Genomic DNA, 23,696 nt, shown 5'->3' with positions numbered 1-23,696 from the left:
AAATGATTGATACATGCATTCGTCTTTTAAAAGAAACCTGATCATCGGGTTCGGCGTTTCGCTTTTACTGCTGATCGCCAGCTCGGTAGCCTCTTTTATCAGCATACGCAACCTGCTGTACAGCCAGGACCGGATAGATCATACCAATAAAGTGATCATCGGCCTGGAGAACGTGGTGTCCATCCTGAAGGACGGCGAAACGGGGCAGCGCGGCTTTTTGCTGACCGGGAAGCCGGAGTTCCTGGAGCCGTATAACGGCGCGCTGGAAAATGCCGAGCGCCTGATCGATGAAGTGCAGGCGCTTACCCAGGACAACCCCGAGCAGCAGCAAAGCATTACACGGTTAAAGGATGTGGTGGGAAAGCGCTTTACGCTGCTGCAGGCGCTGATAGACGACAAGCAGCAGGGCCAGATGCCCCGGCTCTCCTACCTGGACGACGGCCGGATACTGATGGACGAGATCAGGGACCTGGTGCAGCAGATGAAAGCCCGCGAACAAACCTACCTGCATGAGCGCACCGCCAACGTCAGCCAGTTTGCCGCCTATACCTCCGGGCTGATACTGATCGCTTCCCTGCTGGCCATTATCCTGACCACCGTTTCCTTCCTGCGCGTAAACGCCGACTTTGAAAAAAGAAGGAAGCTGCAGGAGGCGCTGGAGCAGAAAGACCAGGATGTAACGGACCGTATCACCATCATACAGGGGCTGGCCGACAAAATATCCGCCGGCGATTACCGGATACGGGTAGATGATGCTACGCAGGACCTGCTGGGCTCCCTGGCCGGGTCGCTGAACAAAATGGCCATATCGCTGGACAATTCCTTTACCCGGCTGGCGGAAAGCGAATGGCAGCAAACCGGCATCGCCACGCTGAACGAAAAAATGCTGGGCGAAAAAGAGCCCCGGCTGCTGACCTATAACATCCTGGAGTTCATCAGCGAATATACCAACTCCCAACTGGGCGCCTTTTACCTGCTGCAGCAGGAGGATATCCTGGGGCTTACCGCCACCATAGGCCTGAACAGGAACGGCATCAGGCAGGAGATCGCCCTGGGTGAAGGGCTGGCGGGGCAGAGCGCCCTCTCCGGCCGGGAAATAATGCTGGAGCAGGTGGCGGAAGCAGAAATGGTGGTCAGCTATGCGGCAGGCGACATACGGCCCGTCTCCATCATTGCCGTGCCGGTATTCCATGAAAACAACCTGAAAGGCGTGATCGAGATGGCCACACTGGGCAGCTACTCCCCTGCCATGCGCGCCTTCCTCAAATCCGCCGCCTATAACATCGGCATGGCCATCCAGAGCGCGCACAACCACCAGCACCTGCAGGACCTGCTGGCGGAAACCCAGGCCCAGGCAGAAGAGCTGCAGGCGCAGCACACCGAGCTGGAAAACATCAATACGGAACTGGAAGCGCAGTCCCAGAAGCTGCAGGCCTCCGAAGAAGAGCTGAAGGTACAGCAGGAAGAGCTGCAGCAGGCCAACCAGGAGCTGGAAGAGCGCAGCCGCCTGCTGGAAGAAAAGAACGAGCTGATACTGGAGCGCAACATGGATATACAGGCCAAAGCCGCCGAACTGGAGCAAAGCACCCGGTATAAATCCGAGTTCCTGGCCAATATGTCGCATGAGCTGCGCACCCCGCTCAATTCTATACTGCTGCTGTCGCGCCTGCTGGTGGAAAACAATCATGGCAACCTGAACAAAGAGCAGGTGGAATACGCCTCGGTGATCCAGGGCTCCGGTAACGGCCTGCTGACACTGATCGATGAGATACTGGACCTCTCCAGGATCGAGTCCGGCAAAATGGAGCTGGAATACAATTTTGTGCAGGTGGAAGATGTGAGCAACGAAATGAAAGCCCTCTTTGCACCGGTGGCAAAAGACAAAGGCATTGCCTTTAACGTGGAAATACAGCAACCGGTACCGCAAATGATAGAAACAGACCGGCTGCGGCTGCTGCAGATACTGCGCAACCTTATCTCGAACGCGCTGAAATTTACCGCCCGGGGGGCCGTAACCCTGCGTATTGCCGGAGAACGGACAGACGCAATCTCTTTTACCGTGGAAGATACAGGCATCGGCATAGCGCCGGATAAACAGCAGATCGTGTTCGAGGCCTTCCAGCAGGCAGACGGCTCCACCCGCCGGAAATACGGCGGCACCGGCCTCGGGCTGTCCATCAGCCGGGAGCTGGCCCGGCTGCTGGGTGGTGTCATCAGCCTGCAAAGCGAGGAAGGCAAAGGCAGCGCCTTTACGCTGACCCTGCCCCTGCAGCAGGCCGCCGCCGCTACGGTCACGGCCACTACCGCACCTCAGCACGCCCGGCAGCCTGCTGACCCGGATACCAGCAACTACCAAAGCTATCGGGCCGATCATATTCCCGCTGGCATACCGGACGACCGTGACCAGGTATCCCCGGACGACAAGGTGATCCTGATCATTGAGGACGATACCGGCTTTGCCCGCTCCCTGCTTGACTATACCCGCCAGAACGGCTACAAGGGCATTGTAGCGGTAAGAGGCGACGAAGGCCTTACGCTGGCCAGGCAGTTCCGGCCCAGGGGTATCCTGCTGGATATACAACTGCCCGTAAAAAGCGGCTGGGAAGTCATGGAGGAGCTGAAATCCGATCCCGCCACCCGGCCCATACCGGTGCATGTCATGTCCGTGCACGCAGTGAAGACCCGCAGCCTTTCCAGGGGCGCCGTGGATTTCATTGACAAGCCCCTGGCGCTGGACCAGCTCGGCGCCGTTTTCCAGAAAATAGAATATGCGCTGAGCCGCCATCCCAAAAAAGTGCTGATCGTGGAAGAGCATCACAAGCATGCGCAGGCCCTCGCCTATTTCCTGGAACGCTTCAATATAGCGGCAGCCATCAGGAAGACCGTGGGCGAAGGCATCCAGGCGCTCAACCTGCATGACGTGCATTGCGTGATCCTGGACATGGGCGTTCCCAATGAGCATGGCTACGATATACTGGAGGACGTGAAAAAGACGCCGGGCTTCGAAACCCTGCCCATCATCATTTTCACCGGCAGGAACCTCTCTCACCAGGAAGAGCTGCGCATCCGGCAGTATGCAGACTCTATCGTGATCAAAACGGCGCACTCCTACCAGCGCATACTGGACGAGGTGTCGCTGTTCCTCCACCTGGTGGAAGAGCATGAAAAGGGGCCTGCTGCCGGCGGCCAGCGCCAACCGGGCGGGCCGGGCGAGGTGCTGAAAGGGAAGACCGTGCTGGTAGCGGATGATGACGTGCGCAACATCTTCTCCCTGACAAAGGCGCTGGAAACTTATGGCATAAAAGTGGTGTCTGCCATAGACGGCGGGGAAGCGTTGCAACAACTGCGAAACACCCCGAAAGTGGACCTGGTGCTGATGGACATGATGATGCCTGAAATGGACGGTTATGAGGCCACCCGGCGCATACGGGAGATCCCGGCATACAAACGGTTGCCGGTGATTGCGGTAACGGCCAAGGCCATGGCCGGCGACCGGGAAAAATGCATCGCTGCCGGCGCTTCGGACTACATCACCAAACCGGTGGATGTGGACCAGCTTATTTCCCTGCTGCGGGTGTGGCTGTATGAATAGGACCTGAACGGATCACATGAACAACATGAACAGTAATATCGTGCACAAGGAAGAGCTGGAGCTGCTGCTGAATGAAGTATTCCGGCGCTATGGCTATGACTTCACCAACTATACAAGGGCCTCCCTGCAGAGAAGAGTGAACCGGCTGATGGTGATAGACCGTTTCCCCAGCTTTGCGGAGCTGCTGTACCGGGTGCGGTCCGACGCCGGGTATTTACCGCGCCTGGTGGAAGCGCTGACCGTGAACGTAACGGAAATGTTCCGCGACCCTTCCGTGTTCAAAAGCATCCGGGAAAACGTGCTGCCCATGCTGGCCACGCAGCCTTTTATCCGCATCTGGCACGCCGGCTGCGCCACCGGGGAGGAAGTGTACTCCATGGCCATCCTGCTGGACGAGGCCAACCTGCTGCACAAATCGCTGCTGTACGCCACGGACCTGAACCCCTCCGCCGTCAGCAGTATCCGGAAAGGCGTTTTCCCCATCAGCCAGATGAAACTGTATTCGGAGAATTACATCCTGTCCGGCGGCCAGCGGGACTTCTCGCAATACTACACCGCCAAATACGACTGGGCCAAATTCGACGACCGCCTGAAGCAGAAAATGATCATTGCCACGCACAATCTCGTATCCGACCGGTCCTTCAATGCCTTTGGCCTGATCATTTGCCGCAATGTGCTGATCTATTTTGACAAACCCCTGCAGGACAAGGTGCTGACACTCTTTGACGACAGCCTGGAGAAGCTGGGCTTCCTGGTGCTGGGCGCCAAAGAGCACATCCGTTTTTCCGCCATTGCCGGCAAGTTCCGGCAGGCGGCCGGTAAAGAAAAGATATGGCGAAAAATGATGTAAGGGAAAAATACCCTTATTTTGTAACGGGTTAAAAACACAGCACAATGGTACAACTAGGTATCCTACTCACCCGGCATCACCGTTTGCTCAGTGTAGCTGCCATGCTGGATGTATTTGAAACAACCAACCGCTATTATGAAGCGGAGGGAGAGGCGCCTTTCTTCCGCATTTCCCTGCTCCATCCCAGCGGCAGCCGGCCCACGGCCTATTCCGGCCACGATATGTATCTGCTGCAGGAGGCGCCCAGGCAACAGATCGTGCTGATCCCCGCCTTTGGCACCAGCGATATGGCACAGGCCATCAGTGACAATGGCGAATGCCTGGCCTGGCTGCAGGAGCAGCACGGGCAGGGCACCGAAATAGCCAGCTTCTGCACCGGGGCTTTCCTGCTGGCGGCCAGCGGCCTGCTGGACAACAAGCCTGCTACCACGCATATCCATGCCTCTACCGCATTTGCCCGTACTTTCCCGAAAGTGATACTAAAGGCCAATGAGATCGCCACCTTCTACAAGGGCATCTATACCGGCGGCGGCGCTACCAACAGCTTTCACCTCATGCTGCGCGTGGTGGAAAAATACTGCGGCTACCCCATCACCCTCCGGGTGGCCAAGTACTTCGCTATAGACATGGACCGCGAGCAACAAACCTATTTCGGCACTTTCCAGCCGGTACAGCACCATAACGACGAGCTGGTAAGCACCCTGCAGAAACGCATAGAAAGCCGCTTCAACGAAACCTGCACCATCGAGGAGCTGCTGTCCGAGATACCCGCCAGTCGCCGCAACCTGGCCCGCCGCTTTAAGGCGGCCACCGGCTTTACCCCTATCGAATACCTGCAAAGGACCCGCATAGAGGCGGCCAAAGGACTGCTGGAACAAACGGACCGCAGCATACTGGAAGTAATGCTGGAAACAGGCTACAACGACCTCAAAACCTTCCGCCAGTTGTTCCGCAAAACCACCGGCATGACCCCTACCGCCTACCGCGACAAGTTTTACCGCAGGAAGGTGGTATACTCCGCGGCAGAATAAGTTTTTGTTGCAAAAATTTGCTATCTTTCATGCAACGGGCAACGAAATTTGCCCCGGTCCACGTATGTAGAAAAACTAACATAATGAGTGAACAATGAATGCAACCGTCAGCGTATCCTTATACCTGCGGTCTCCTTCAACCAAATTTTAAACAGCACGTGTATGAACAGAATTTTATCAACCACTTTCATCGCGGCAGGCATCCTGCTGCTCGCTATTGTTGAACTACGCGCACAAGGCTGCGTGGCGCTGCGCGGCAGCGGCACCTCCTGCATGATGCCCCACCCGGAAGAATTGTCGGCGGACAAATGGATATTTAACATGAATACGCGCTACTTCCGTTCCTACAAGCACTTTAAAGGAAGGGAAGAACAAAAGGAAAGAGTAGAGCTGGGCACGGAAGTGATCAACCATCAAACAGCGATAGACCTCACATTAACACGCATACTGAACAACCGCTGGAGCGTGATGATAGATGTGCCCCTGCTGGCCAACGCCCGCTCCTCCCTGTATGAGCACGGGCTGGTGAACGGGGTGAATAACTACAATGAACGGCACAGCATGCACTCCTATGGCCTGGGCGATATCCGCATGGCCGTGTACCGCTGGCTCCTGGACCCGGCGAAGCACAGCCGCTACAATATACAGGCGGGCCTGGGCATCAAGTTCGCCACCGGCGATTATGATTACCAGGACTACTGGTACAATGTAGGGCCCGATGGCGCCAAAGAGCTGAGAACCGTGGACCAGTCCATACAACTGGGCGATGGCGGCACCGGCCTTACCGCGGAACTGAACGCTTTCTACAGCCTGAACAACCGCCTGGGCATGTATGCCAACGGTTATTACCTGCTGAACCCGCGGGAGCAGAACGGCACCCGCACCTACCGCGAAACCCTGACGCCTGCGCTGGCCAATGAAGCTATCAGCAGCGTACCGGACCAGTACATGTTCCGCGCAGGCTTCAACTACATGACCTCCCGTATTACGGGCTCCCTGGGCGCACGCCTGGAAGGGATTCCCGTTAATGACCTGGTAGGCGGCAGCGGCGATTTCAGGCGGCCGGGCTATGTATGGTCCGTAGAGCCGTCCATAGCTTACCGGATCAAAAAAGTAAGCCTCTACGCTTCCGTGCCGGTAGCCTTTGTGCGCAACCGCACCCAGAGCGTTACCGACAAAGCCAGGAGCACGGCCACCAATAAAGTGAACGGGGACGCCGCTTTTGCGGATTACGTGATCAACGCCGGTTTTTCCGTACGCTTTTAGCGCACGGAATTAATTGTCCGGAGGACAAACCTGCATCAGCATGACTGCGCTGCTGGCCTCATAGGACTGTATGTGGCCGGTGGGGCAAGGCACCTTATAGTTGCGGTAGGTAAGCCCCCGGGCAGCGTCGCGGTTGCCCCAGGCGGTATTGATGTTCTTACGTATCCAGGGCAGGTACTGCGGCTGGTCCGCTTCTTTCACCAGCATCATGATGTAGTGCCCGAATATCGCCTTTAACACACCCTGCTCGTTCCAGTCGCCTTCTGCCGGCAGTATGCCCTGCTCATCGCACATGCTGCGCTGCGTGTAATCAGCAGCCTGTTTGGCATGGTCCAGGTAAGCCTGCTCACCGGTGGCTTTGTACAGCATAACGGCGGCGCCGATAAAAGTGCCCTGGTTATAGGTGTAATCCGACCAGCCTTTCTTTCCCCGGATATTGTTGTCTGCAATGCGGCCCGTGCTGCTGTCCGCCAGGTTCACCAGCCCCCAGCGGAACACGTCCTTCGCTTTCTGCAGGTAGGCCTCCTCTCCTGTTTCCTGGTACAGCAGCATGGCGGCAATCACGGTAGGAAAGTTGATGCAGGCATTTTTACCACTGTGGTTGAAGTCCCAGAACATGCCGCCCTCCGCCGGGTCGTAGGACTCGTCCCACACCCGTTTAAAACCGGATACGGACAGGTCCAGGTATTTGTCTTCGCCGGTGAGCTGGTGCGCCCGCGCCAGGGAAATGATCCACCACATCATATCATCGTAAATAAACCATACGGTCTTATTGTTCCAGTTATACTGGTCATATTTCCGGAAACCGCCCTCGTAGATGTCGCGCACCATTTGTAGGTGCGCGGGATCGCCGGTGCGTTTGTACACGTTCATCGCCATGTCCCAGTAAATGGCCTGCGTCCAGATGGAGCCGATAGACCTTTTCTCCGTAGTGGCGTAATACAGTTGCTCCTCCGGGCTGTAGAAATATTCGTTGAACGTGTTGTAGGCCAGGGTGGCGTCCTGCTGCGTAAAAGACACCTCCGGCAGCACCGGCGGGTTGATGGAGTCATTCCTGCCGTTGCTTTTGCTGCAGGAGGCGTTCAGTAAGAGGCCGGCCGCCATCAATAGGAAAAGTTTTTTCATTTGCCATTTTTTTTAAAGACCTGGCAGGTTTTTGAAAACCTGCCAGGTCCGGGTGATGCTACCAGCCGGGATTCTGCACCAGCTCCGCATCGTTATTGATATCATCGGACGGTATGGGAAAAAAGTAATGTCTTTTATTGAAGACGCGGGTCTCAAAAGCCACTACGTTCAGAAACTCCGGCATGTCCGCGCTGATGTTCAGGCCGTAGATGGGACCGTTCTCCGTTTGTTCCGCAATTTTCCAGCGGCGCACGTCGAAGAAACGGTTGTTCTCAAAGGCCAGCTCTACGCGGCGCTCTTTGCGGATGGCTTCCCGCATGGCCTCCTGCCCGGCAGGGGCCGGCAGCCCGGCGCTGCCATACTGCGGTATGCCGGCTCTTTCGCGGATCAGGTTCAGGTAGCGGAGAATATCGGGATTGCCGGGCTCCGCTTCATTCAGGCATTCCGCGTAGCTCAGGTATATTTCCGCGAGGCGCAGCAGTATCAGCGTGCGGTCATGCACATCCCAGCGGCCCAGGCCCATGGCTTTGCGCACAATGTAGCCCGTGGGCGTGTAATCGTTGCCGCCGGTCTGCTTGCCGGAGTTGCCGGTGTTGTACAGGCGGGTGGTGATCTCGCCAAAGGAGGTATTGAGCCAGGTGCTGCCATCGTAGGTGATGTTCACATAAAAGCGCGGCTCCCGGTTCACCCATTGATTGTAGGTGCTTTTGGTATGCGTATCGTAAGGCGCCTGGAAATCGGAATACCCGCTGCTCACGTAGCCGGATGCCGGGTCGTTTATGCTGCGGCCGTTTTCCATGAAAAAGGCATCCACCATGTTTTGCGTGGCGCCCAGGCCGCCGCTGCCCCTTACATCCCGGGAGCCCTGCCCGTTGTGGTAAGGCGTCAGCTCATACTGGCGCGAGCCCAGCGAATTGCCGGGACGGGCCAGGATCACCTCCTTGTTCCAGTCTGTCAGGATCACGTCCCTGCAGGACAGGTAGGCGCTAAAATTGCCGTCCGGCCCGTTCTTCCTGAAAAGGTCGTAGGTGCCGGGCACAAACTCCGCGATAAAATCGCGGTAGGCATCTGCGGCCACTTTCCATTTATTGACGTCAAAGCGCTGGCTGACCAGGTGCTTACCGTCCTTGTTCTGCAGGGCCGCCAGGTCCGTATTGCCATTGAAGAGCGGGCTGGCGTTGTACAGCAGCGCATTGGCGCGGAAGGCCAGGGCAATGCCCCTGGTAATGCGGCCGTAGTCCTGGTCGTTGTTGGGTATTACCGGCAGTATCTCCGCCGCTTTGGCCAGCTCGTCGGCCACGTAGCTCACGCATTCATCAAATGAGCTGCGCGGTATCTGCAGGTTGGTATCCACCGGCACCGGCTTTTCGCCCAGCAATACTACGGGGCCGTATATACGCATCAGGTAAAAATAATACATGGCCCGGAGCGCCCTGGCCTCCGCCTTGTACTGGGTGATGAGCTGCGGCGTAAGATCGGTGATCTTGTCCGCATTCTCTATAAACACGCTGGCGGCGCGGATGCCTTTGTAGAAATTGGTCCAGTAATCCCTTACAAAACCGGAATTGGCGTCCCAGTTGCCGATATTCACATCGTTGGACTGCACAAAGCCCCACACATAATCCGCTTCATCGGAGCCGCCGGTCCACAGCCCGCGGTTGGTCTGGTCGCCGGGGTTGCGCTGCCCGAATTCATCCGGTATGCGTGCATATACATTGTTCAGGAACTTGCGGGCGGTAGCCCAGGTCCGGAAGGTTTCTTCTATGGTCAGCCGGTCGTCCGGCACCTGGTCCAGGTATTTCTTGCAGGACGAGAGTGCAATGAACGCCAGGAGTATATATACTATCTTTTGCATGATCAGTTTTTCTTCGTGATTAAAATCTCAGGTTCATACCTAGGGAAATGGTCCGGATGTTGGGATAGGACGTACCATTGTCGGTATTCAGCTCAGGGTCCCACAGCTTGAATTTGCTGAAGGTAAGGAGGTTAATGCCCTGCAGGTAAACGGAGGAATTGCGGATGCCCATTCTCCGGAGGAAGCCGTCCGGCAGGTTATAGGCGATCTGCGCGGACTTCAGGCGCAGGAAGCTCACATCTTTCACCCACCAGGAGCTGGCCTGCGTATTGTTCTTGTTCTCCGCTTCACCATAGGCCAGGCGGGGATAGAAAGCATCCGGGTTCGGGTTTTCCGGCGTCCAGCGGTCGGTAGCAATGGCATAGGCATTCGTTAAGCCGCCGCCGCCATTGAAGGGAATAATGGCGGAGCCCTGCAGCATACGGTCTGCCTGTGACAGGCCCTGGAACAGTACGCCTACGTTAAAGCCCTTGTACGCCACGTTAAAACCAAAACCATATACGAGGGCCGGCACATCGCCGCGGCCGATCTTCGTTACATCATAGGCGTTGATCAGGCCATCGCCGTTCATATCCCTGTACCTGATATCACCGGGCTTTACCTGCGAGCGGTCGCCGGGCACGGGGCTTTTGGCAATTTCGTCTTCGCTCTGGAACAAGCCTTCCGCAATGTAGCCATAGCGCGCCAGGATATTGTTGCCGCGGTGATTCATCCAGGGATATGCCTGCGGGGGACGGTCGTCCTCTACCAGCTTGTCTTTGTTGTACGTGATGTTGCCGCGTACAGAAACGTCTACCTTTCCGATCTTCGCAAAATATTCCAGCGTAGCGTCTATCCCCTTGTTGTCCACTACGCCCAGGTTGCCGTACTGCTGGTTCTCCAGTCCCATGAAAGCCACGTTGGAGGCCCTTTGCAGGAAGATGCCGGTACGGTGCTCCTTAAAGAGGTCCACTACGATATGCAGGTTCTCATTCAGCATGCGCAGCTCAATGCCCAGGTCCTGCTTGTTGGAAACGGACCAGCGCACATCCGTAGCATAGCGGTTAATGCTGATGCCGCCGGCGTTCTCCCGGTTCTTCCCGAAATCGTATCCCACGGCATTATCGTTCAGGGTGGTAATATAAAGGAACCTTTCGTTTGCGCTGCCCAGGCCCGTATTACCGTTGGAATAGCGGAACTTCAGGAAATTGATCACGTTCTTCAGGGGTGCGAAGAACTTTTCGTTAGACACCAGCCAGCCGACGCCCACGGCGGGGAAAAAGCCGAAGCGGTTACCGGGGGCAAACAGCTCCGACCCGTTGTAGCCGCAGTTGAACTCCACGAAATAGCGGTCGTCATAAGCGTAGGCAGCCTTGCCGGCAAAGCCCAGGTATCTTTCGGGAATGGAGTTAATGAAATCATTGGCCAGCGTATTGGTCCGGTCGCTGGAATAGAACAGGCCCAGGCCCGTTACGCGGTGCCGGCCAAACAGGCGGTCGTAGTTAATGGCCGCTTCCGTGTAGAACTGGCGGGTGGTTTGCCGGTCGCCATCTGCCCGGTCAAAGCCCAGGTACTGGTCGCCGGTAAAGGTTTTCACCAGGTTCAGCGTACCATCCGGGTTATAGGGCTGGCTGGGGTCCGGGAAATAGGTATCCTCGCGCTTGGAGCGGATGATATAATTCTGGTTATAGGTATCGAAAGAGAACATGGCCGTAGCGCTCAGCCCCTGCGTCAGGAAGTCCAACTCCTGCGTTACGCGGAGGTTGGAATACAGTTGGTTCTTGAATTCATTGCGGTAGCCCCTGCGCGTGAGGTCTGCATAGGGATTGCGGAAACCGCCGTTGGCCGCCTGCCCCGGCACCAGGTTGCCCGGGTACATAATGGGATAGGCCACCGGCGATGCGTCCATGGCGCTCTGGAAAATATCGTGGCTGCCAATGGCGGGGTAGTTGCCGTTGGAGAAATACCCCTGCAGGCCTACATCCAGTTTGGTGCTTTTGGTGACCCGCAGGTTCAGGTTACTGGTAAAATTATAACGGTTGTATTTGAGGGAGGAGTTGTACCTGGCCAGGTCGTCCGTTTTCAGGAAGCCCGTTTCATTGAAGTATCCCACGGATACATAGTACTGCGCATTTTCCACGCCGCCGCTGGCATTCAGGTTGGCGCCGCGGGTATGGCCGTATTTGTTGAACACGGCGTCCATCCAGTCCACATTCGGGTACAGCAGCGGGTCTGCGCCGGACCGGGTATTTTCAATGTACTCCTGCGAGTACTTGGGATTCTGGTTGCGGGTGGTAAGGGCCTCGTTGGCCAGGTTCATATACGTGATGCCATCCAGCATTTCCGGCCGCTTCGTGAATGTGTTCACCCCTTCGTAGTAATCGAAATAGATCTGCGGCTTGCCTACCTTGCCGGTTTTTGTTTTCAGCAGTATTACGCCGTTGGCCCCGCGCACGCCGTATACGGCAGTGCCGGCGGCGTCTTTCAGGATGGTGAAGGATTCAATATCCTCCGGCGAGATGTTGTTGATGGAGCGTTCCACGCCATCTACCAGTATGAGCGGCGTGGCCTTGTTGCCAGCGCCGAAGGTAGCGATGCCGCGTATCCAGATGTCGGCCCCGCTCTTGCCCGGCTCACCGGAGCGCTGCACGCCCACAATGCCGGCAATGCGGCCGGCCAGCATCGTGGAAATATCTGCCGCCGGCTGCTTGAATTCGGCCGGCTTAATGGTGGACTGCGCACCTACCAGGCTAACCTTGCGCTGGGTGCCAAAACCTACTACCGCTACTTCGTCCAGCGCGCGGCTGGCCAGTTTTAGCTGCACGTTGATGGTGGTTTGCGCACCTACCGTTACCACGGCGGTCTCATAACCGATAAAGCTGAAGCCCAGCACCGCTTCCGGTGATTGTACGATGATCTTGTAGCGGCCCTGTTCATCCGTGGTGGTCATGGTGCTCACGCCCCTTACCGCCACGCTTACGCCCGGCAGGGGCGCACCTTTTTCATCCACCACGGCGCCCGACACCACGATGTCGGCCCTGGCGGCAGCCCGCGGCGCCGCGGATGCATTTTCCTTTTTGCTGATCACCACGATGTTGTTCACCTCTTTATATCCAAGGGATTTGCCCTGCAGCAACTCCTGCAGCACTTTTTCCAGCGTGGTCTTTGAAAAGCGGTATTTTTCTACCGAATAATGCTGTAACAGTTGTTTGTCATAGGCGAATGTAACTTTGGTGAGCTGCTGCAACTGTTTGATAGCGGATTCCAGCGAACCGCTTTTTAAGGTGGCGGTGACCATGGTCTCCTTCAGCACCTGCCCCTGCCCGGCATATACGGGCAGTACCGTGAAGGCGCACGTCAGGAGCCATACAAAAGCCAGCGTCCCTTTCCTGAGCTTTGTGTTCAATTTTTTCATGCGTGAATTTTTAATGTTTCAAAGGCATTAAGCGATTATGATGATATTGGTGAACGTGGAATAGTTTGTTTATGGGTTGCAGGATCATGGGCTCATTGGTACAGGGTCACCTGGTTGCCGCTGCCGGATATTTTCAGGTGGTGGATAGCGGCCAGTACTTCCACGGCAGCGGCGGGCGTCATATCTGTTTGCAATTCCGTAGTGTAGCGGCTTTCCCTTACCTGCTCCTGCCGGGCAAGCAGGGTGATACCAAAATTTTTCTTTACCAGCACGGCCATTTCATCAAAAGAAACGTCGTTCAGCACCAGCCGGCCCTGCATCCAGGCGGGCTGGCCCTCCCCGAACGGTTCCAGCCGGCGGGTATCCTGCCGCCTGTCATATACCAGCGCCCGGCCTTTTTCCAGCACATCAGCGGCGGCGCCGGTTTTGCCCGTTACGCTTACCTTACCGGATGCCACGGCGATGCGCAGGGTATGGATACCGGCGTAGGCCGCCACGTTAAAAGCCGTGCCCAGCACCGTGGTGACGAGGGGGCCACTCTCCACGATAAAAGGGCGCCGGGTATCGCCCTGCACGTTGAAGAAAACCTCGCCGTCCACCAGTTGCAACCTTCTTTCTTCCGACAGGTCTTTCGCTACCAGGAGCGTGGTGCCGGCATTCAGGGTAAGCACGGTGCCGTCTTCCATGTGCAGGGTCTTTCTTTCGCCATCGGCGGTGCGCACTTCGGTGTACTGTACGGGGCTGTTACGCTGGGAGATGAGCAGGTAGGATACCAGGGCCGCTCCTGCCAGCAGCAGCACGGTGGCGGCTATCCTGGCCCAGGCGGGGAGATAAAACGTTTTAGTAACTGCAATTTGCGAAGACACCTGCTGCCATATTTCCGCTCTTACCTGCTGCGCTTCCTGCTCAGAAAGGTCTGCGCCGGCCGCATCGTTAAATGACTGGTACCACTCGTCCACTACTTCGGTTTCTTTCCGGGATACCTGCCCGGACAGGTACCGCTGCAACAACTGTTTTACTTTTCCTGCTTCCAAAGGCTGCGTTTTATTGGATTATATGAAAAACCGGTACCTGGTACTAGGCAGTACCGGATTTTTTTTAAAAAAATAAAAGACAGGTAGCGCCCGCTGTCTGAAAGGGCGTTTAGATCCGTTGCATAGGGGGATAGGAATAAAATGCGACTATTTACTATTGAAATGGCAGAACAGGTAAAATAATACCAGCGCCCATTCCCCGGCGGTACGGGATTGCAGGGAGTTGCGCAGCCTTTTCAGTGCTTCGGTAAGCTGATTCTTGACAGTTTGTTCTGACAGGCCCAGGCGTTTGGCTATTTCGGCAATCGAGTATTCATCTTCCCTGCTCAGCCGGAAGATCTCCTGCATGCGGGTGGGCAGCTTGCTCACCTCCGCCTCTATCTGCCGCTGCAGGTCTTTGGTTTCCAGGTTATCAACCGGCATGGCGTCCAGCACGTCAAAAAAGGACACCTGTTTGATCTCCGCCTGGCTGAAGGCGTAATGGCTGATCACGCGGTATTTGATGGCGGTGAATAGATATCCTCCCAGCTCGCCGTTCTCTTTCAGGCTGATCTCTTTCCGCCGGTTCCACAGCGTGATCATCACCTCCTGCACCATATCTTTTGCTTCATCTTTGTCCACGCGCTGGCAGGCCCTTGTATAAAGCGCTTTCCAATACCTGTCATACAGTATTTCAAATGCGGCTACATCATCTCTCTGGATAGACTGCAACAGTTCACTGTCACTGATTGGTTTTGCCTGCATAAGGATCGGGATATGTGTGTGTATCCGAAACAAAAATAATATTCTCGCTTAAAAAACGGCTTATTTTTCGCCCGTTCCCCCCTGCATATTGGCGCATACACCACCCTTCCGGCATGGCTGTTGAAGATACCTTTGTACTAAAACACCCTGCCATGTTCAAGCAAACAAAAGCATACAGCGGTTTCTCCGTGGATGACCTGCAAAAGGCCAAAGCATTTTACCAGGACACACTGGGGCTGGAAGTAACGGAGGACCTGCCGACGGATGACCCGGGCATGAAAATGCTGACCCTGCATATCGCGGGTGGCAACAACATCCTGGTGTATCCCAAGCCCAACCATACGCCGGCTACCTTTACCATTCTCAACTTCCCGGTGCCGGACATAGAAAAAGCAGTAGCGGAGCTTACCAAACGCGGCATCCGCTTCCTGCAATATGAGGGCGATATAGCCACCAATGAAAAAGGAATTGCCAGCGGCGGCGGCATCAAAATAGCCTGGTTCGAGGACCCTGCAGGCAATATATTGTCCGTGCTGGAGGAGAAATAAGCCGCGGGTAACGGCCGTTTCAGCCGGCAAAAAGGCCGTTTCACCGGCGCTGTGCTGTGCATTGCAGGACGGCGTACCTTTCTTTGCCCCATAAAACAACATCGTTGACAATGGGACATCTCCTTTCCATGCTTTCCCTGCTTTCTGTTTTACTGTTCACTAACTGCAGCGATACCGGTACGCCTCCTGTTAATAAAACATATCGTTTCAACGGCGTGATGAACGTGGACGAGTGGCGGCGGACCTTTGTGCTGCAACTGCCCTCCGGCTATTATGAAAACGACACGGCCCGTTTCCCGCTGGTGATTGGGCTGCACGGCACCGGCGGCAGCGCCAGCCAGTTTGAGCGCAGCTACAACTTTTCGCAGAAGGCCGAGTCCGGGCAGTTCATAGTGGCGTACCCCGATGGCGTGCCTTCCGACGGGTTATTTGGCGTAAGAACCTGGAATGCCGGCAAATGTTGCGATTACGCCATGCACCATAATGTGGACGACGTAAAATTTATCAGTGAGCTGATCAGCCGGGTATCAGCCGACTACAAGGTAGATCCCAAAAGAGTATATGTGGCCGGCATGTCTAACGGGGCCATGCTGGCTTACCGGCTGGCCTGTGAAATACCACAGCAAATTGCCGCCATTGCAACGGTAAGCGGCACCATGCAGGTGCAGCCGCCCTGCCAGCCCTCCAGGCCGGTGCCTATACTGCACGTACATTCCGCAAAAGATACCAAAGTACCCTACCTGGGCGGCATTGGCATAGGCGGTTATTATTTTCCGCCTGTGGACTCCGTGCTACAGGTGTGGTCTTCCCTCGATACCTGCGGCGGGTCACGCGTGCTGCAGGACGACGGGACCTACCGGCTGACAGAATGGTACTCCTGCGCCAACGGGGTGATAATGCGGTGCTATCTTACGCAGGATGGCGGCCATGCCTGGCCGGGCGGGCATAAAAGCGCCAGTTGGGCAGATACGCCTTCCACGGTCATCAATGCCAATGACCTGATCTGGGACTTTTTCCGGCAGTTTACACTCCCCTGACCAGCTTAGGACAGGCAATCTCACAGGTGCTCCTGTCCCCACTGTAAAATAGCCATGGTAATAATACGCAGGCTGCGGCCCTTATCCGTTAGCGCATACTCCACCCTGGGCGGCACTTCCGGGTAAGCGGTACGGGTAAGTATGCCGTCGCTTTCCAGCTCGCGCAGTTGCTGGGTAAGCATATGCTTGCTGATGCCCGGCAGGCAGCGGGACAATTTGCTGAAGCGGTTCATATCTTCTGACACCAGGTACAGTATCAGCGGCTTCCATTTGCCGCCAATGATCTGCAGCGTACGGGCTACCGGGCATACCGCAGGATCGTAAGTGTTTGTTACAGGGTGCTGATCTTTCTTGTACATGATAAAAATAATTTTACGCGCTATCTGGTTTAAAATCAGCAATGGTCATAAAAACAGTACTATCTCCTGTTATACTGACTACTTGTTTGCACCATGCTATAAAAATAATCTTTGTGCAAAAAACAAGATGCAATATTCAAAAAGTTTACGGCAAGTACACCGGTCTGCTATAGGAATGATGGTGCTTACTTCCTTACATCATGGTTATGGGGCAATTATCTACCAGTCGCATTTCCGCCTGCATGTGCTGCTGGTAAGCATTCCGGTGATCATCCTGCTGGCGGCGCTGTACTACGCCATGATACGCGCTACCGCCGGGCGCTGGCTGTGGTGGGCATACCTGGGACTGGTGACCCTGATCCCGCTGGCCGGGATCGGGTTATTTGAAGGCCTGTACAACCATGCCGTAAAGAACCTGCTGTATTTCCTGGGCTTGCCCATACCGGTTTTTGACCGCCTGTTCCCGCCGCCCACTTATGAAAAGCCCAACAATGTCATTTTCGAGCTTACAGGCATACTGCAGGCGCTGCTGGTGCTCCCGCTGGCCGGTGCGATGACCGGGTTGTTTAAAGCCCGCAGGAATCATGATCAGCCCGTTTCCTGACGTTCATCATGTTTTACGATCACATACGGCCCTACTTTTGCGGCAGCATTCAGCAATAAAACATCACTATGACGACCGGACAACATGTTACCGCTGCAGAAGCGGTCCAATGCATTCAATCGGGCCACCGGGTATTTGTGCACGGCAGCGCCGCCACACCCGACCACCTTTTAAAGGCGCTGCAGGAAAGGCACGCCGAGCTGAAAGATGTGGAGCTGGTAAGCATTACCATACTGGGCGATACGGATTTCAATAACCCGCTGTACCGCAAGAGCTTTTATATCAATTCCCTGTTCGTATCCGCCGCCACGCGCGCAGTGGTGAACAGCGACGACGGCGACTATGTGCCCATTTTCCTGAGCCAGATCCCGCAACTGTTCCGCATGCGCATCCTCCCGCTGGATGTAGCGCTGATACAGGTATCTCCGCCGGACAAGCACGGCTACTGCTCCCTGGGCACTTCGGTAGACATTGCCAGGGCGGCGGTGGAGGTATCCAAATATGTCATTGCGCAGATCAATCCCAAAATGCCCCGCACGCACGGGGAAGGGTTTATCCATATTTCAAAATTCCATGCCACGGTATGGCAGGAAGCAACGCTGCCGGAAGTAAACTATTCCTCCAAAGCTGATGCGGTTACGGCACAGATAGGCCGGAACGTGGCGGCCCTGATAGAGGATGGCGCTACCCTGCAGGTAGGTATCGGCAATATTCCCGACCAGGTGCTGAAGAACCTGGGCAACCACCAGGACCTGGGACTGCATACAGAAATGCTGTCCGACGGGGTGATACCGCTGATCGAAAAAGGCGTGATCAACAACCGCCTGAAGAAAGTGAACACCGGCCGCTCCGTGACCGCTTTTATGGCAGGCACCCGCCGGCTGTATGATTTTGTGGACGATAACCCGGCCATCCGCGTGATGGACATCGGCTATGTGAACGATACGAGCGTGATCCGCCAGAATCCCAAAGCCGTGGCCATTAACAGCGCCATAGAGGTAGACCTTACCGGGCAGGTGTGCGCAGACTCCATCGGCACCTACCAGTACTCCGGCATCGGCGGGCAAATGGACTTTATGCACGGCTCCTCCCTCTCCCCCGGCGGCAAACCCATTATTGCGCTGCCGTCTGTAACCAGCAAAGGGGTTTCCCGCATTGTGCCTTACCTGAAAACAGGGGCCGGCGTGGTGACCACCCGCGGGCACATGCACTGGGTGGTAACGGAATACGGGGCGGTCAATCTCTTCGGCAAAAGCCTGAAGCAACGCAGCAAAGCACTGATAGCACTGGCGCATCCCGATCACCGGGAATGGCTGGAAAAAGCATACTATGAACGGTTTGTGAAGACGGGAATGCAAACGGTGGGCTCATAAGCTCACCGTTTTTTTTACACAGGGGCCTAACGGTAAAAGAACTGCTCCAGTACAATCTGGCCATCCTTCACTTCATACAGCATGATCTGGCTGATCTGTATTCTTCCATGCGGACGCACAGTGATATCCTTCTCTCTTCCCACTACAAAATGATTGCCGGTAACAAGGGGCCCGGTGGTATACGCGCGGTGAACCGCTTCTATCCGGCTCACAAAGTCTTCGCCTTTTTTGCGAACAGCGGCCTTGCCTTCTGCATACCCGAAATACGGGGAATCCGGGGGGTCTATGCTACGAACATTTTCCGCAAAGAACTCGTCCTGGATCTCAAACCATTTTTCCTGCTGGGCCAGTTCATGGAAGCGGGCCGCCACTTCAGCAGTGGTCAGGGTTTTGTTGTTGGTCATTGTTGTCATGATTTTATGTTTTACAAATTGGATCTTTATTCAGGAAGGGGTGCCGCTCCCGGTTTCGCAAAGGGATTTCAGGCTTTTCATAAATAATGCCCAGTGATAGTTGCACTCCGCAAAGGTGTCCGTCACCGCTCTCCAGCCGGCATGGGTAAAACGCAACAGCGTATGCCCGTTCCTTTCTTCCAGGTCAAAGGATATCCTGGTGCCGATCCACTCCTCAATTGCATCCAGGCATTCCCATTCCACTCTTTTACCGGGCGACAGGCCGGTTACTTTCATTTCGTTCCGGGTCTTTCCAAATGTAAAGACGTTCACAAATCCCAGCTCGGGTTTTGCCGTGGTCTGCTTACACCACCAATGCTCGATGCCTTCCTGCGTGGTAACAGCCTCGTAAACTTTTCCGGGTGCAGCCTTTATCACTACATTGTGTCTGATCTCTGCCATAAGTTTCGTTTTATGTGTTTTTACTGATTTGTTTGCACAACAAAACTATCGCCGGAATACTACTTTGGCAGCGTGTGAAATAGACTTTATGGTGGGCTGATTTAGACAGCACCCGGGTTTTCTCCCCCAAAATGAATTTTATGTTACGAATAACGGCAGGGTATACAATTCCTGCAGGCGGTCTACTATTTTAGTGTTATGAAACCGAGCATATTGCGAGGTTCCATCTGACAATTGAAAAGACCTTATTAGCAGATGAAAAACCTGATTTACCTATTATTCTGTAGCTTCCTCTGTAGCTATGCAGGGAGCCCTGTGCTTGCCCAAACCACGCAAGCCTCCGTGTACGGTACCATTACCGACGAGACCAGGCAAGCCATTCCGGGCGCATCCGTACAGGTCCGGAACGAGTCCACCGGCTTTACCAGCCGAACCATTACCAATGCCAAAGGCGAGTACCTGTTCAAGGAGCTGCCCCTGGGTGGCCCTTACACCATTACTACCACTTTTATGGGATACGCCGGGCAACAGCAAAAGGGGTACATGCTGAACCAGGGTGACCTGCTGCGGGTGAACATGGAGCTGCATGCCTCTGCTGTAAGCATGCAGGAAGTCACCGTGTCTGCCTCCAGCCTGCAGAACAAAACGGAGAACTTTGGAGCGGCTACCGCTGTTACAGCCCGCGACATTGCCCGCCTGCCGGTGAACGGGCGTAATTTCACCTCGCTCACCGACCTGTCGCCGCTGAGCCGGGGCAACAACCTGTCCGGGCAACTGGCCTCCTCCACCAACATCACCATCGACGGGATGACGGCCAAGAACCCTACTTCCAGCGCCGGCACCAATGCCCGCATTGGCGGCCCTTACGCCATTTCCATGGAGGCCATCCGCGAGTTCAAGGTGGTGACCAACCAGTACGATGTAACCTATGGGCGCAGCGGGGGTGGTACCATCAGCACCGTTACCAAGTCCGGCACCAATACGCTGTCCGGCAGCGCCTTTATTTACGGCCGGGCGGACTGGCTATCCAGCAACTACGATATCCGGGGCAACAAACTGAGGAACGAATTTTCCACCTACCAGTACGGCTTCAGCCTGGGCGGCCCTATTGTAAAAGATAAAGCGCACTTCTTTGTAGCCTGGGACCACCAGGCGGAAGCACGCCCGCTGCAGATCGCGGATATACAGTCGCCGGAAGATGAAAGAAGGTTGAACGTAACACAGGCTACCCTGGACCGCTACCTGCAGATAGCACGCGATAAGTACGGGGTGGCCAATACGCCGCAGTTCGGCTCCTTTGACAAGGACCGCGGCACCGACGCCATCTTTGCCCGGGTGGACTGGCAATTGAATGAGAAGAACCTGCTCACCATCCGCGATAACTATGTGAATGACCGCAACCCGCTGGGACGCGGCGACAATACCTCCATCAACCTGTATGAAGTGTACGGCGACGCCAAAGCCATTAACAACAGCCTGCTGGCTACCCTGCGCACTGTAGCCAGTCCCCGCCTTACCAACGAGCTGAAGCTGCAGCACCTGTACACCTTCGAGGAAAGCACGCCGGGCAGCCAGTTGCCGGGGCAGAACATACCCCGCGCCATCGTGGAGCGGGTGGAGTCCAACATCAACGGCAGCAGGGCCTTTACCTCCATACAGCTCGGCGGGCAGCGCTATTCCCCGGAGCATTTCTATAATAACGTGATACAGTTGGTGGACAATGTATATTTCAATACCAACAAGGCCAACTACACTTTTGGCGCGGACATCATGTACAGCCACATGAACTCCCTGTATGGCAGTGAAATGAACGGGCGCTTCTACTTTACGGGCCTGGACAATTTTGACAACCTCACCCCCTACCGCTATGCCCGCGAAATAGCGCTGGGCGGCAACCCCGCCCTGAACCAGCACATCCTGAACGGGGCGCTGTACGCGCAGATGCAGACCAAACTATTCAAAGGGTTTGAAATGATCGCCGGCATACGCGCCGACTATACCGCCTACCTGGACAAGGCCAATTTTAACCAGGCGGTGTATGAGGACCTCGGCCTGCGCACCGACCATTCCCTGCGAACCTTCCAGGTGCAGCCGCGCATACAGTTCAACTGGGACATCAATGAAAAGCACCGCGACTTCCTGCGTGTGGGCGCCGGCATCTTCGGTTCCGACATCAACAACTACGCGATGATCAACAACATGCTGTTTGACGGCACCAAAGTACTCTCCGTAGATATACAGGGCGCCAATGTACCGGCGCCTAATTTTCCCGGCTACCGTAAAGACCCGTCCACCGCGCCCGGCGAGGAGCTGTTTAACCTGCCCGGCGTGCCCCGCCTGGCCACCATCAATATGAACGGCGAGGATGCGCGCATACCGGTGGTATACAAGGGCAACATCTCTTACAACCGCTTTATTACAGATAACCTGAAGATGGGCCTCACCTTCTTTGCCAGCCTGGCGCGCAACAACTATATGTACGTGGACCGCAACATGGTGGACCAGCCCTATTTTCGTTTAGCCAATGAAGGGAACCGCGGCGTCTATGTGCCGGCCAGCACCATCGATACGGACAATGGCGCTACGGACTGGATGCAGGGGCGCAAAAGCGGGCGCATCGGCCGCGTCATGGAGCTGAACAGCAGCGGCAAGGTAAACCAGTTTGCTTTTGTAGTGGACGGCACCTACCGTTATTTTAAAGACGGGGAAATATCATTCAGCTACACCTGGAACGATACCCGGGATAACACCTCCTTTAACGGCGATGTGGCCAACACCGCTACCCTGGCCCTGATGGTGAGGGAAGACCCGCGCGACCTGGGCCGGATGACCTACTCCGACAACCAGTTCCGGCACAAGGTGGTATTCTACGGCACCCTGCCTTCCTTCTACGGCATCCACGTGGGCATACGCTACTCCGGTATTGGCGGCACCCGCTACTCGCTGGCCGTGAACGGTAATGTGAATGGCGATTTTGTAAGCTCCAATGACCTGGCCTACGTGTTCAATATCAATGATCCCAATGTGCCGGAACAGATCCGCAACGGCCTCCGGTCCATCCTGGACAATCCCCGCGCCGACCAGGGCCTGAAAGATTACATCCGTAAAAGCACCGGGGAGATAGCGGAGCGCAACGGCGGCGTGAACGGTTTTTACGGCGTATGGGACCTGCGGGTGTCCAAAAGGTTCAACCTGTATAAAAAGCAGCACATTGAACTGTCCTGCGACATCTTCAACGTAGCCAACATGCTGAACAGGGACTGGGGCGCTTCCAAAACCCTGGGCAAGCAGAACCTGTACTCCCTGGGCGGCTTTGACCCGGTGACCACTATGTACGACTATAATGTGAATGTGAACGCAGGCGTGATCACCCCTTCCGGCAATCCCTGGCAACTGCAACTGGGCGTCCGGTACGGGTTTTAGAGAATGAAAAATGTAAAATATAAAGTTTCAAATGTAAAAGTTGGTAGCAGTGTATAATACAGCCACTAATGCTACCTTGAAGCATGTCCTCCAACTTTTACATTTTACATTTGGTGTTTTAATAACCTGATCTATGCTGCCTGCTCTACAAACTCCTTCAGGGAGGTGCCAATGAGCTCTGTCCAGCCCTGAACAAAGTTCTCTCTGACCAGGTCCGGCGCATCTGCAGGGAAAGTGTCCAGGCCGGCATGCGTGAGCTTTAGCCTGGTTTTATCGCCTTCGGGAAACAGTTCAAACGTAACGAGCGAATTGCCCGCATAACCTTCGTAACGCCAGCTATAGGTCAGCTTTTTGCCGGGTATTACTTCTGTGACCTTACAGAGGTGCAGGTAGCTTTTCTCCGGCGTACCACCTTCAAACTGGAATTCAAACCCTACTTCCGGTTTAAATTCCGGGATATTAAAATACCATTGCTTCATATTGTCCTTGTCGGTGATGGCCTTCCATACCTTGTCAACAGGCGCGTTATAGGTCCGTTCAAGTATTAGCGGTTCGTTTTGCATGATCGTGGTTTTTTGTTATTTACGCATTCTGTAACCAAACGGTT

General features: G+C 55.3%; 18 protein-coding genes. 9 read left to right on the top strand and 9 right to left on the bottom strand.

The features are described from left to right. The first annotated feature begins 13 nt into the window (after positions 1-13). The 4 genes from LX66_RS14250 to LX66_RS14235 all read left to right on the top strand — a co-directional run bounded on the left by LX66_RS14250 (position 14) and on the right by LX66_RS14235 (position 6,739). Positions 14-3,592 (top strand): response regulator, encoded by a 3,579-nt coding sequence (locus LX66_RS14250; RefSeq protein ID WP_145714615.1) that lies wholly within the window; start codon positions 14-16, stop codon positions 3,590-3,592. Between the two features lie 25 nt (positions 3,593-3,617). Continuing rightward, positions 3,618-4,442 carry a CheR family methyltransferase gene (locus LX66_RS14245; protein ID WP_211366216.1) on the top strand — a complete coding sequence of 275 codons (825 nt, stop codon included), beginning with the start codon at positions 3,618-3,620 and terminating at the stop codon, positions 4,440-4,442. Positions 4,443-4,486: 44 nt separating this feature from the next. Beyond that, on the top strand, positions 4,487-5,473 hold the full coding sequence (locus LX66_RS14240) for a GlxA family transcriptional regulator (protein ID WP_145714613.1): 987 nt from the start codon (positions 4,487-4,489) through the stop codon (positions 5,471-5,473). A gap of 162 nt (positions 5,474-5,635) precedes the next feature. After that, entirely contained in the window at positions 5,636-6,739 is a 1,104-nt protein-coding gene (locus LX66_RS14235) for a hypothetical protein (protein ID WP_145714611.1), read from the top strand. A gap of 9 nt (positions 6,740-6,748) precedes the next feature. Here LX66_RS14235 and LX66_RS14230 read toward each other — a convergent pair whose 3' ends face one another. The 5 genes from LX66_RS14230 to LX66_RS14210 form a co-directional block, all read right to left on the bottom strand. Continuing rightward, positions 6,749-7,864 (bottom strand): glycoside hydrolase family 76 protein, encoded by a 1,116-nt coding sequence (locus tag LX66_RS14230; RefSeq protein ID WP_145714610.1) that lies wholly within the window; start codon positions 7,862-7,864, stop codon positions 6,749-6,751. A gap of 58 nt (positions 7,865-7,922) precedes the next feature. Further along, a complete protein-coding gene (locus LX66_RS14225; RefSeq protein ID WP_145714608.1) occupies positions 7,923-9,719 on the bottom strand; it encodes a RagB/SusD family nutrient uptake outer membrane protein in 1,797 nt (598 codons plus the stop codon). A gap of 19 nt (positions 9,720-9,738) precedes the next feature. After that, positions 9,739-13,113, bottom strand: coding sequence for a SusC/RagA family TonB-linked outer membrane protein (locus tag LX66_RS14220; protein WP_244620400.1), 3,375 nt, complete (start codon positions 13,111-13,113; stop codon positions 9,739-9,741). Between the two features lie 92 nt (positions 13,114-13,205). Beyond that, entirely contained in the window at positions 13,206-14,147 is a 942-nt protein-coding gene (locus LX66_RS14215; protein WP_145714604.1) for a FecR family protein, read from the bottom strand. Between the two features lie 147 nt (positions 14,148-14,294). Beyond that, on the bottom strand, positions 14,295-14,891 hold the full coding sequence (locus tag LX66_RS14210) for an RNA polymerase sigma factor (RefSeq protein WP_145714602.1): 597 nt from the start codon (positions 14,889-14,891) through the stop codon (positions 14,295-14,297). A gap of 152 nt (positions 14,892-15,043) precedes the next feature. Here LX66_RS14210 and LX66_RS14205 point away from each other — a divergent pair, with 152 nt between their 5' ends. Together LX66_RS14205 and LX66_RS14200 are read left to right on the top strand one after the other, a co-directional pair. Beyond that, a complete protein-coding gene (locus LX66_RS14205; protein ID WP_145714600.1) occupies positions 15,044-15,439 on the top strand; it encodes a VOC family protein in 396 nt (131 codons plus the stop codon). Positions 15,440-15,549: 110 nt separating this feature from the next. Then, positions 15,550-16,476: an extracellular catalytic domain type 1 short-chain-length polyhydroxyalkanoate depolymerase gene (locus LX66_RS14200; RefSeq protein ID WP_145714598.1), complete on the top strand. Its 927-nt coding sequence runs from the start codon at positions 15,550-15,552 to the stop codon at positions 16,474-16,476. A gap of 20 nt (positions 16,477-16,496) precedes the next feature. Here the strand turns inward: LX66_RS14200 and LX66_RS14195 are convergent, their stop codons facing one another. After that, positions 16,497-16,835, bottom strand: coding sequence for a winged helix-turn-helix transcriptional regulator (locus tag LX66_RS14195; protein WP_145714596.1), 339 nt, complete (start codon positions 16,833-16,835; stop codon positions 16,497-16,499). Between the two features lie 175 nt (positions 16,836-17,010). Here LX66_RS14195 and LX66_RS14190 point away from each other — a divergent pair, with 175 nt between their 5' ends. Both LX66_RS14190 and LX66_RS14185 read left to right on the top strand, forming a co-directional pair. Next, positions 17,011-17,439, top strand: a complete 429-nt coding sequence (locus LX66_RS14190) for a hypothetical protein (protein WP_145714594.1) — start codon at positions 17,011-17,013, stop codon at positions 17,437-17,439. Positions 17,440-17,507: 68 nt separating this feature from the next. Further along, positions 17,508-18,812 carry an acetyl-CoA hydrolase/transferase family protein gene (locus tag LX66_RS14185; protein WP_145714593.1) on the top strand — a complete coding sequence of 435 codons (1,305 nt, stop codon included), beginning with the start codon at positions 17,508-17,510 and terminating at the stop codon, positions 18,810-18,812. 26 nt (positions 18,813-18,838) lie between these two features. Here the strand turns inward: LX66_RS14185 and LX66_RS14180 are convergent, their stop codons facing one another. Both LX66_RS14180 and LX66_RS14175 read right to left on the bottom strand, forming a co-directional pair. Next, on the bottom strand, positions 18,839-19,225 hold the full coding sequence (locus LX66_RS14180) for a nuclear transport factor 2 family protein (RefSeq protein ID WP_244620399.1): 387 nt from the start codon (positions 19,223-19,225) through the stop codon (positions 18,839-18,841). A 30-nt stretch (positions 19,226-19,255) separates the two neighbouring features. Continuing rightward, on the bottom strand, positions 19,256-19,666 hold the full coding sequence (locus tag LX66_RS14175) for an SRPBCC family protein (protein ID WP_145714591.1): 411 nt from the start codon (positions 19,664-19,666) through the stop codon (positions 19,256-19,258). A 255-nt stretch (positions 19,667-19,921) separates the two neighbouring features. On the opposite strand from LX66_RS14175, the gene LX66_RS14170 reads away from it, so the two are divergent. Beyond that, entirely contained in the window at positions 19,922-23,089 is a 3,168-nt protein-coding gene (locus tag LX66_RS14170; protein WP_145714589.1) for a TonB-dependent receptor, read from the top strand. Between the two features lie 131 nt (positions 23,090-23,220). Here the strand turns inward: LX66_RS14170 and LX66_RS14165 are convergent, their stop codons facing one another. Beyond that, positions 23,221-23,652 (bottom strand): SRPBCC family protein, encoded by a 432-nt coding sequence (locus LX66_RS14165; RefSeq protein WP_145714587.1) that lies wholly within the window; start codon positions 23,650-23,652, stop codon positions 23,221-23,223. Positions 23,653-23,696: the final 44 nt, after the last annotated feature.

This window comes from Chitinophaga japonensis (genome assembly GCF_007830125.1).
In the GTDB taxonomy this organism is placed as follows: domain Bacteria; phylum Bacteroidota; class Bacteroidia; order Chitinophagales; family Chitinophagaceae; genus Chitinophaga; species Chitinophaga japonensis.
The sequence above is the reverse complement of the archived record's forward strand: the minus strand, read 5'-3'. Positions and strand labels throughout refer to the sequence as shown.

Excerpts from the sequence above, each read along its gene's own strand:
- LX66_RS14250 (WP_145714615.1), top strand. The coding sequence starts at position 14 with ATGCATTCGTCTTTTAAAAGAAACCTGATCATCGGGTTCGGCGTTTCG.
- LX66_RS14245 (WP_211366216.1), top strand. The coding sequence starts at position 3,618 with ATGAACAGTAATATCGTGCACAAGGAAGAGCTGGAGCTGCTGCTGAAT.
- LX66_RS14240 (WP_145714613.1), top strand. The coding sequence starts at position 4,487 with ATGGTACAACTAGGTATCCTACTCACCCGGCATCACCGTTTGCTCAGT.
- LX66_RS14235 (WP_145714611.1), top strand. The coding sequence starts at position 5,636 with ATGAACAGAATTTTATCAACCACTTTCATCGCGGCAGGCATCCTGCTG.
- LX66_RS14230 (WP_145714610.1), bottom strand. The coding sequence starts at position 7,864 with ATGAAAAAACTTTTCCTATTGATGGCGGCCGGCCTCTTACTGAACGCC.
- LX66_RS14225 (WP_145714608.1), bottom strand. The coding sequence starts at position 9,719 with ATGCAAAAGATAGTATATATACTCCTGGCGTTCATTGCACTCTCGTCC.
- LX66_RS14220 (WP_244620400.1), bottom strand. The coding sequence starts at position 13,113 with ATGAAAAAATTGAACACAAAGCTCAGGAAAGGGACGCTGGCTTTTGTA.
- LX66_RS14210 (WP_145714602.1), bottom strand. The coding sequence starts at position 14,891 with ATGCAGGCAAAACCAATCAGTGACAGTGAACTGTTGCAGTCTATCCAG.
- LX66_RS14205 (WP_145714600.1), top strand. The coding sequence starts at position 15,044 with ATGTTCAAGCAAACAAAAGCATACAGCGGTTTCTCCGTGGATGACCTG.
- LX66_RS14200 (WP_145714598.1), top strand. The coding sequence starts at position 15,550 with ATGGGACATCTCCTTTCCATGCTTTCCCTGCTTTCTGTTTTACTGTTC.
- LX66_RS14195 (WP_145714596.1), bottom strand. The coding sequence starts at position 16,835 with ATGTACAAGAAAGATCAGCACCCTGTAACAAACACTTACGATCCTGCG.
- LX66_RS14190 (WP_145714594.1), top strand. The coding sequence starts at position 17,011 with ATGATGGTGCTTACTTCCTTACATCATGGTTATGGGGCAATTATCTAC.
- LX66_RS14185 (WP_145714593.1), top strand. The coding sequence starts at position 17,508 with ATGACGACCGGACAACATGTTACCGCTGCAGAAGCGGTCCAATGCATT.
- LX66_RS14180 (WP_244620399.1), bottom strand. The coding sequence starts at position 19,225 with ATGACAACAATGACCAACAACAAAACCCTGACCACTGCTGAAGTGGCG.
- LX66_RS14175 (WP_145714591.1), bottom strand. The coding sequence starts at position 19,666 with ATGGCAGAGATCAGACACAATGTAGTGATAAAGGCTGCACCCGGAAAA.
- LX66_RS14170 (WP_145714589.1), top strand. The coding sequence starts at position 19,922 with ATGAAAAACCTGATTTACCTATTATTCTGTAGCTTCCTCTGTAGCTAT.
- LX66_RS14165 (WP_145714587.1), bottom strand. The coding sequence starts at position 23,652 with ATGCAAAACGAACCGCTAATACTTGAACGGACCTATAACGCGCCTGTT.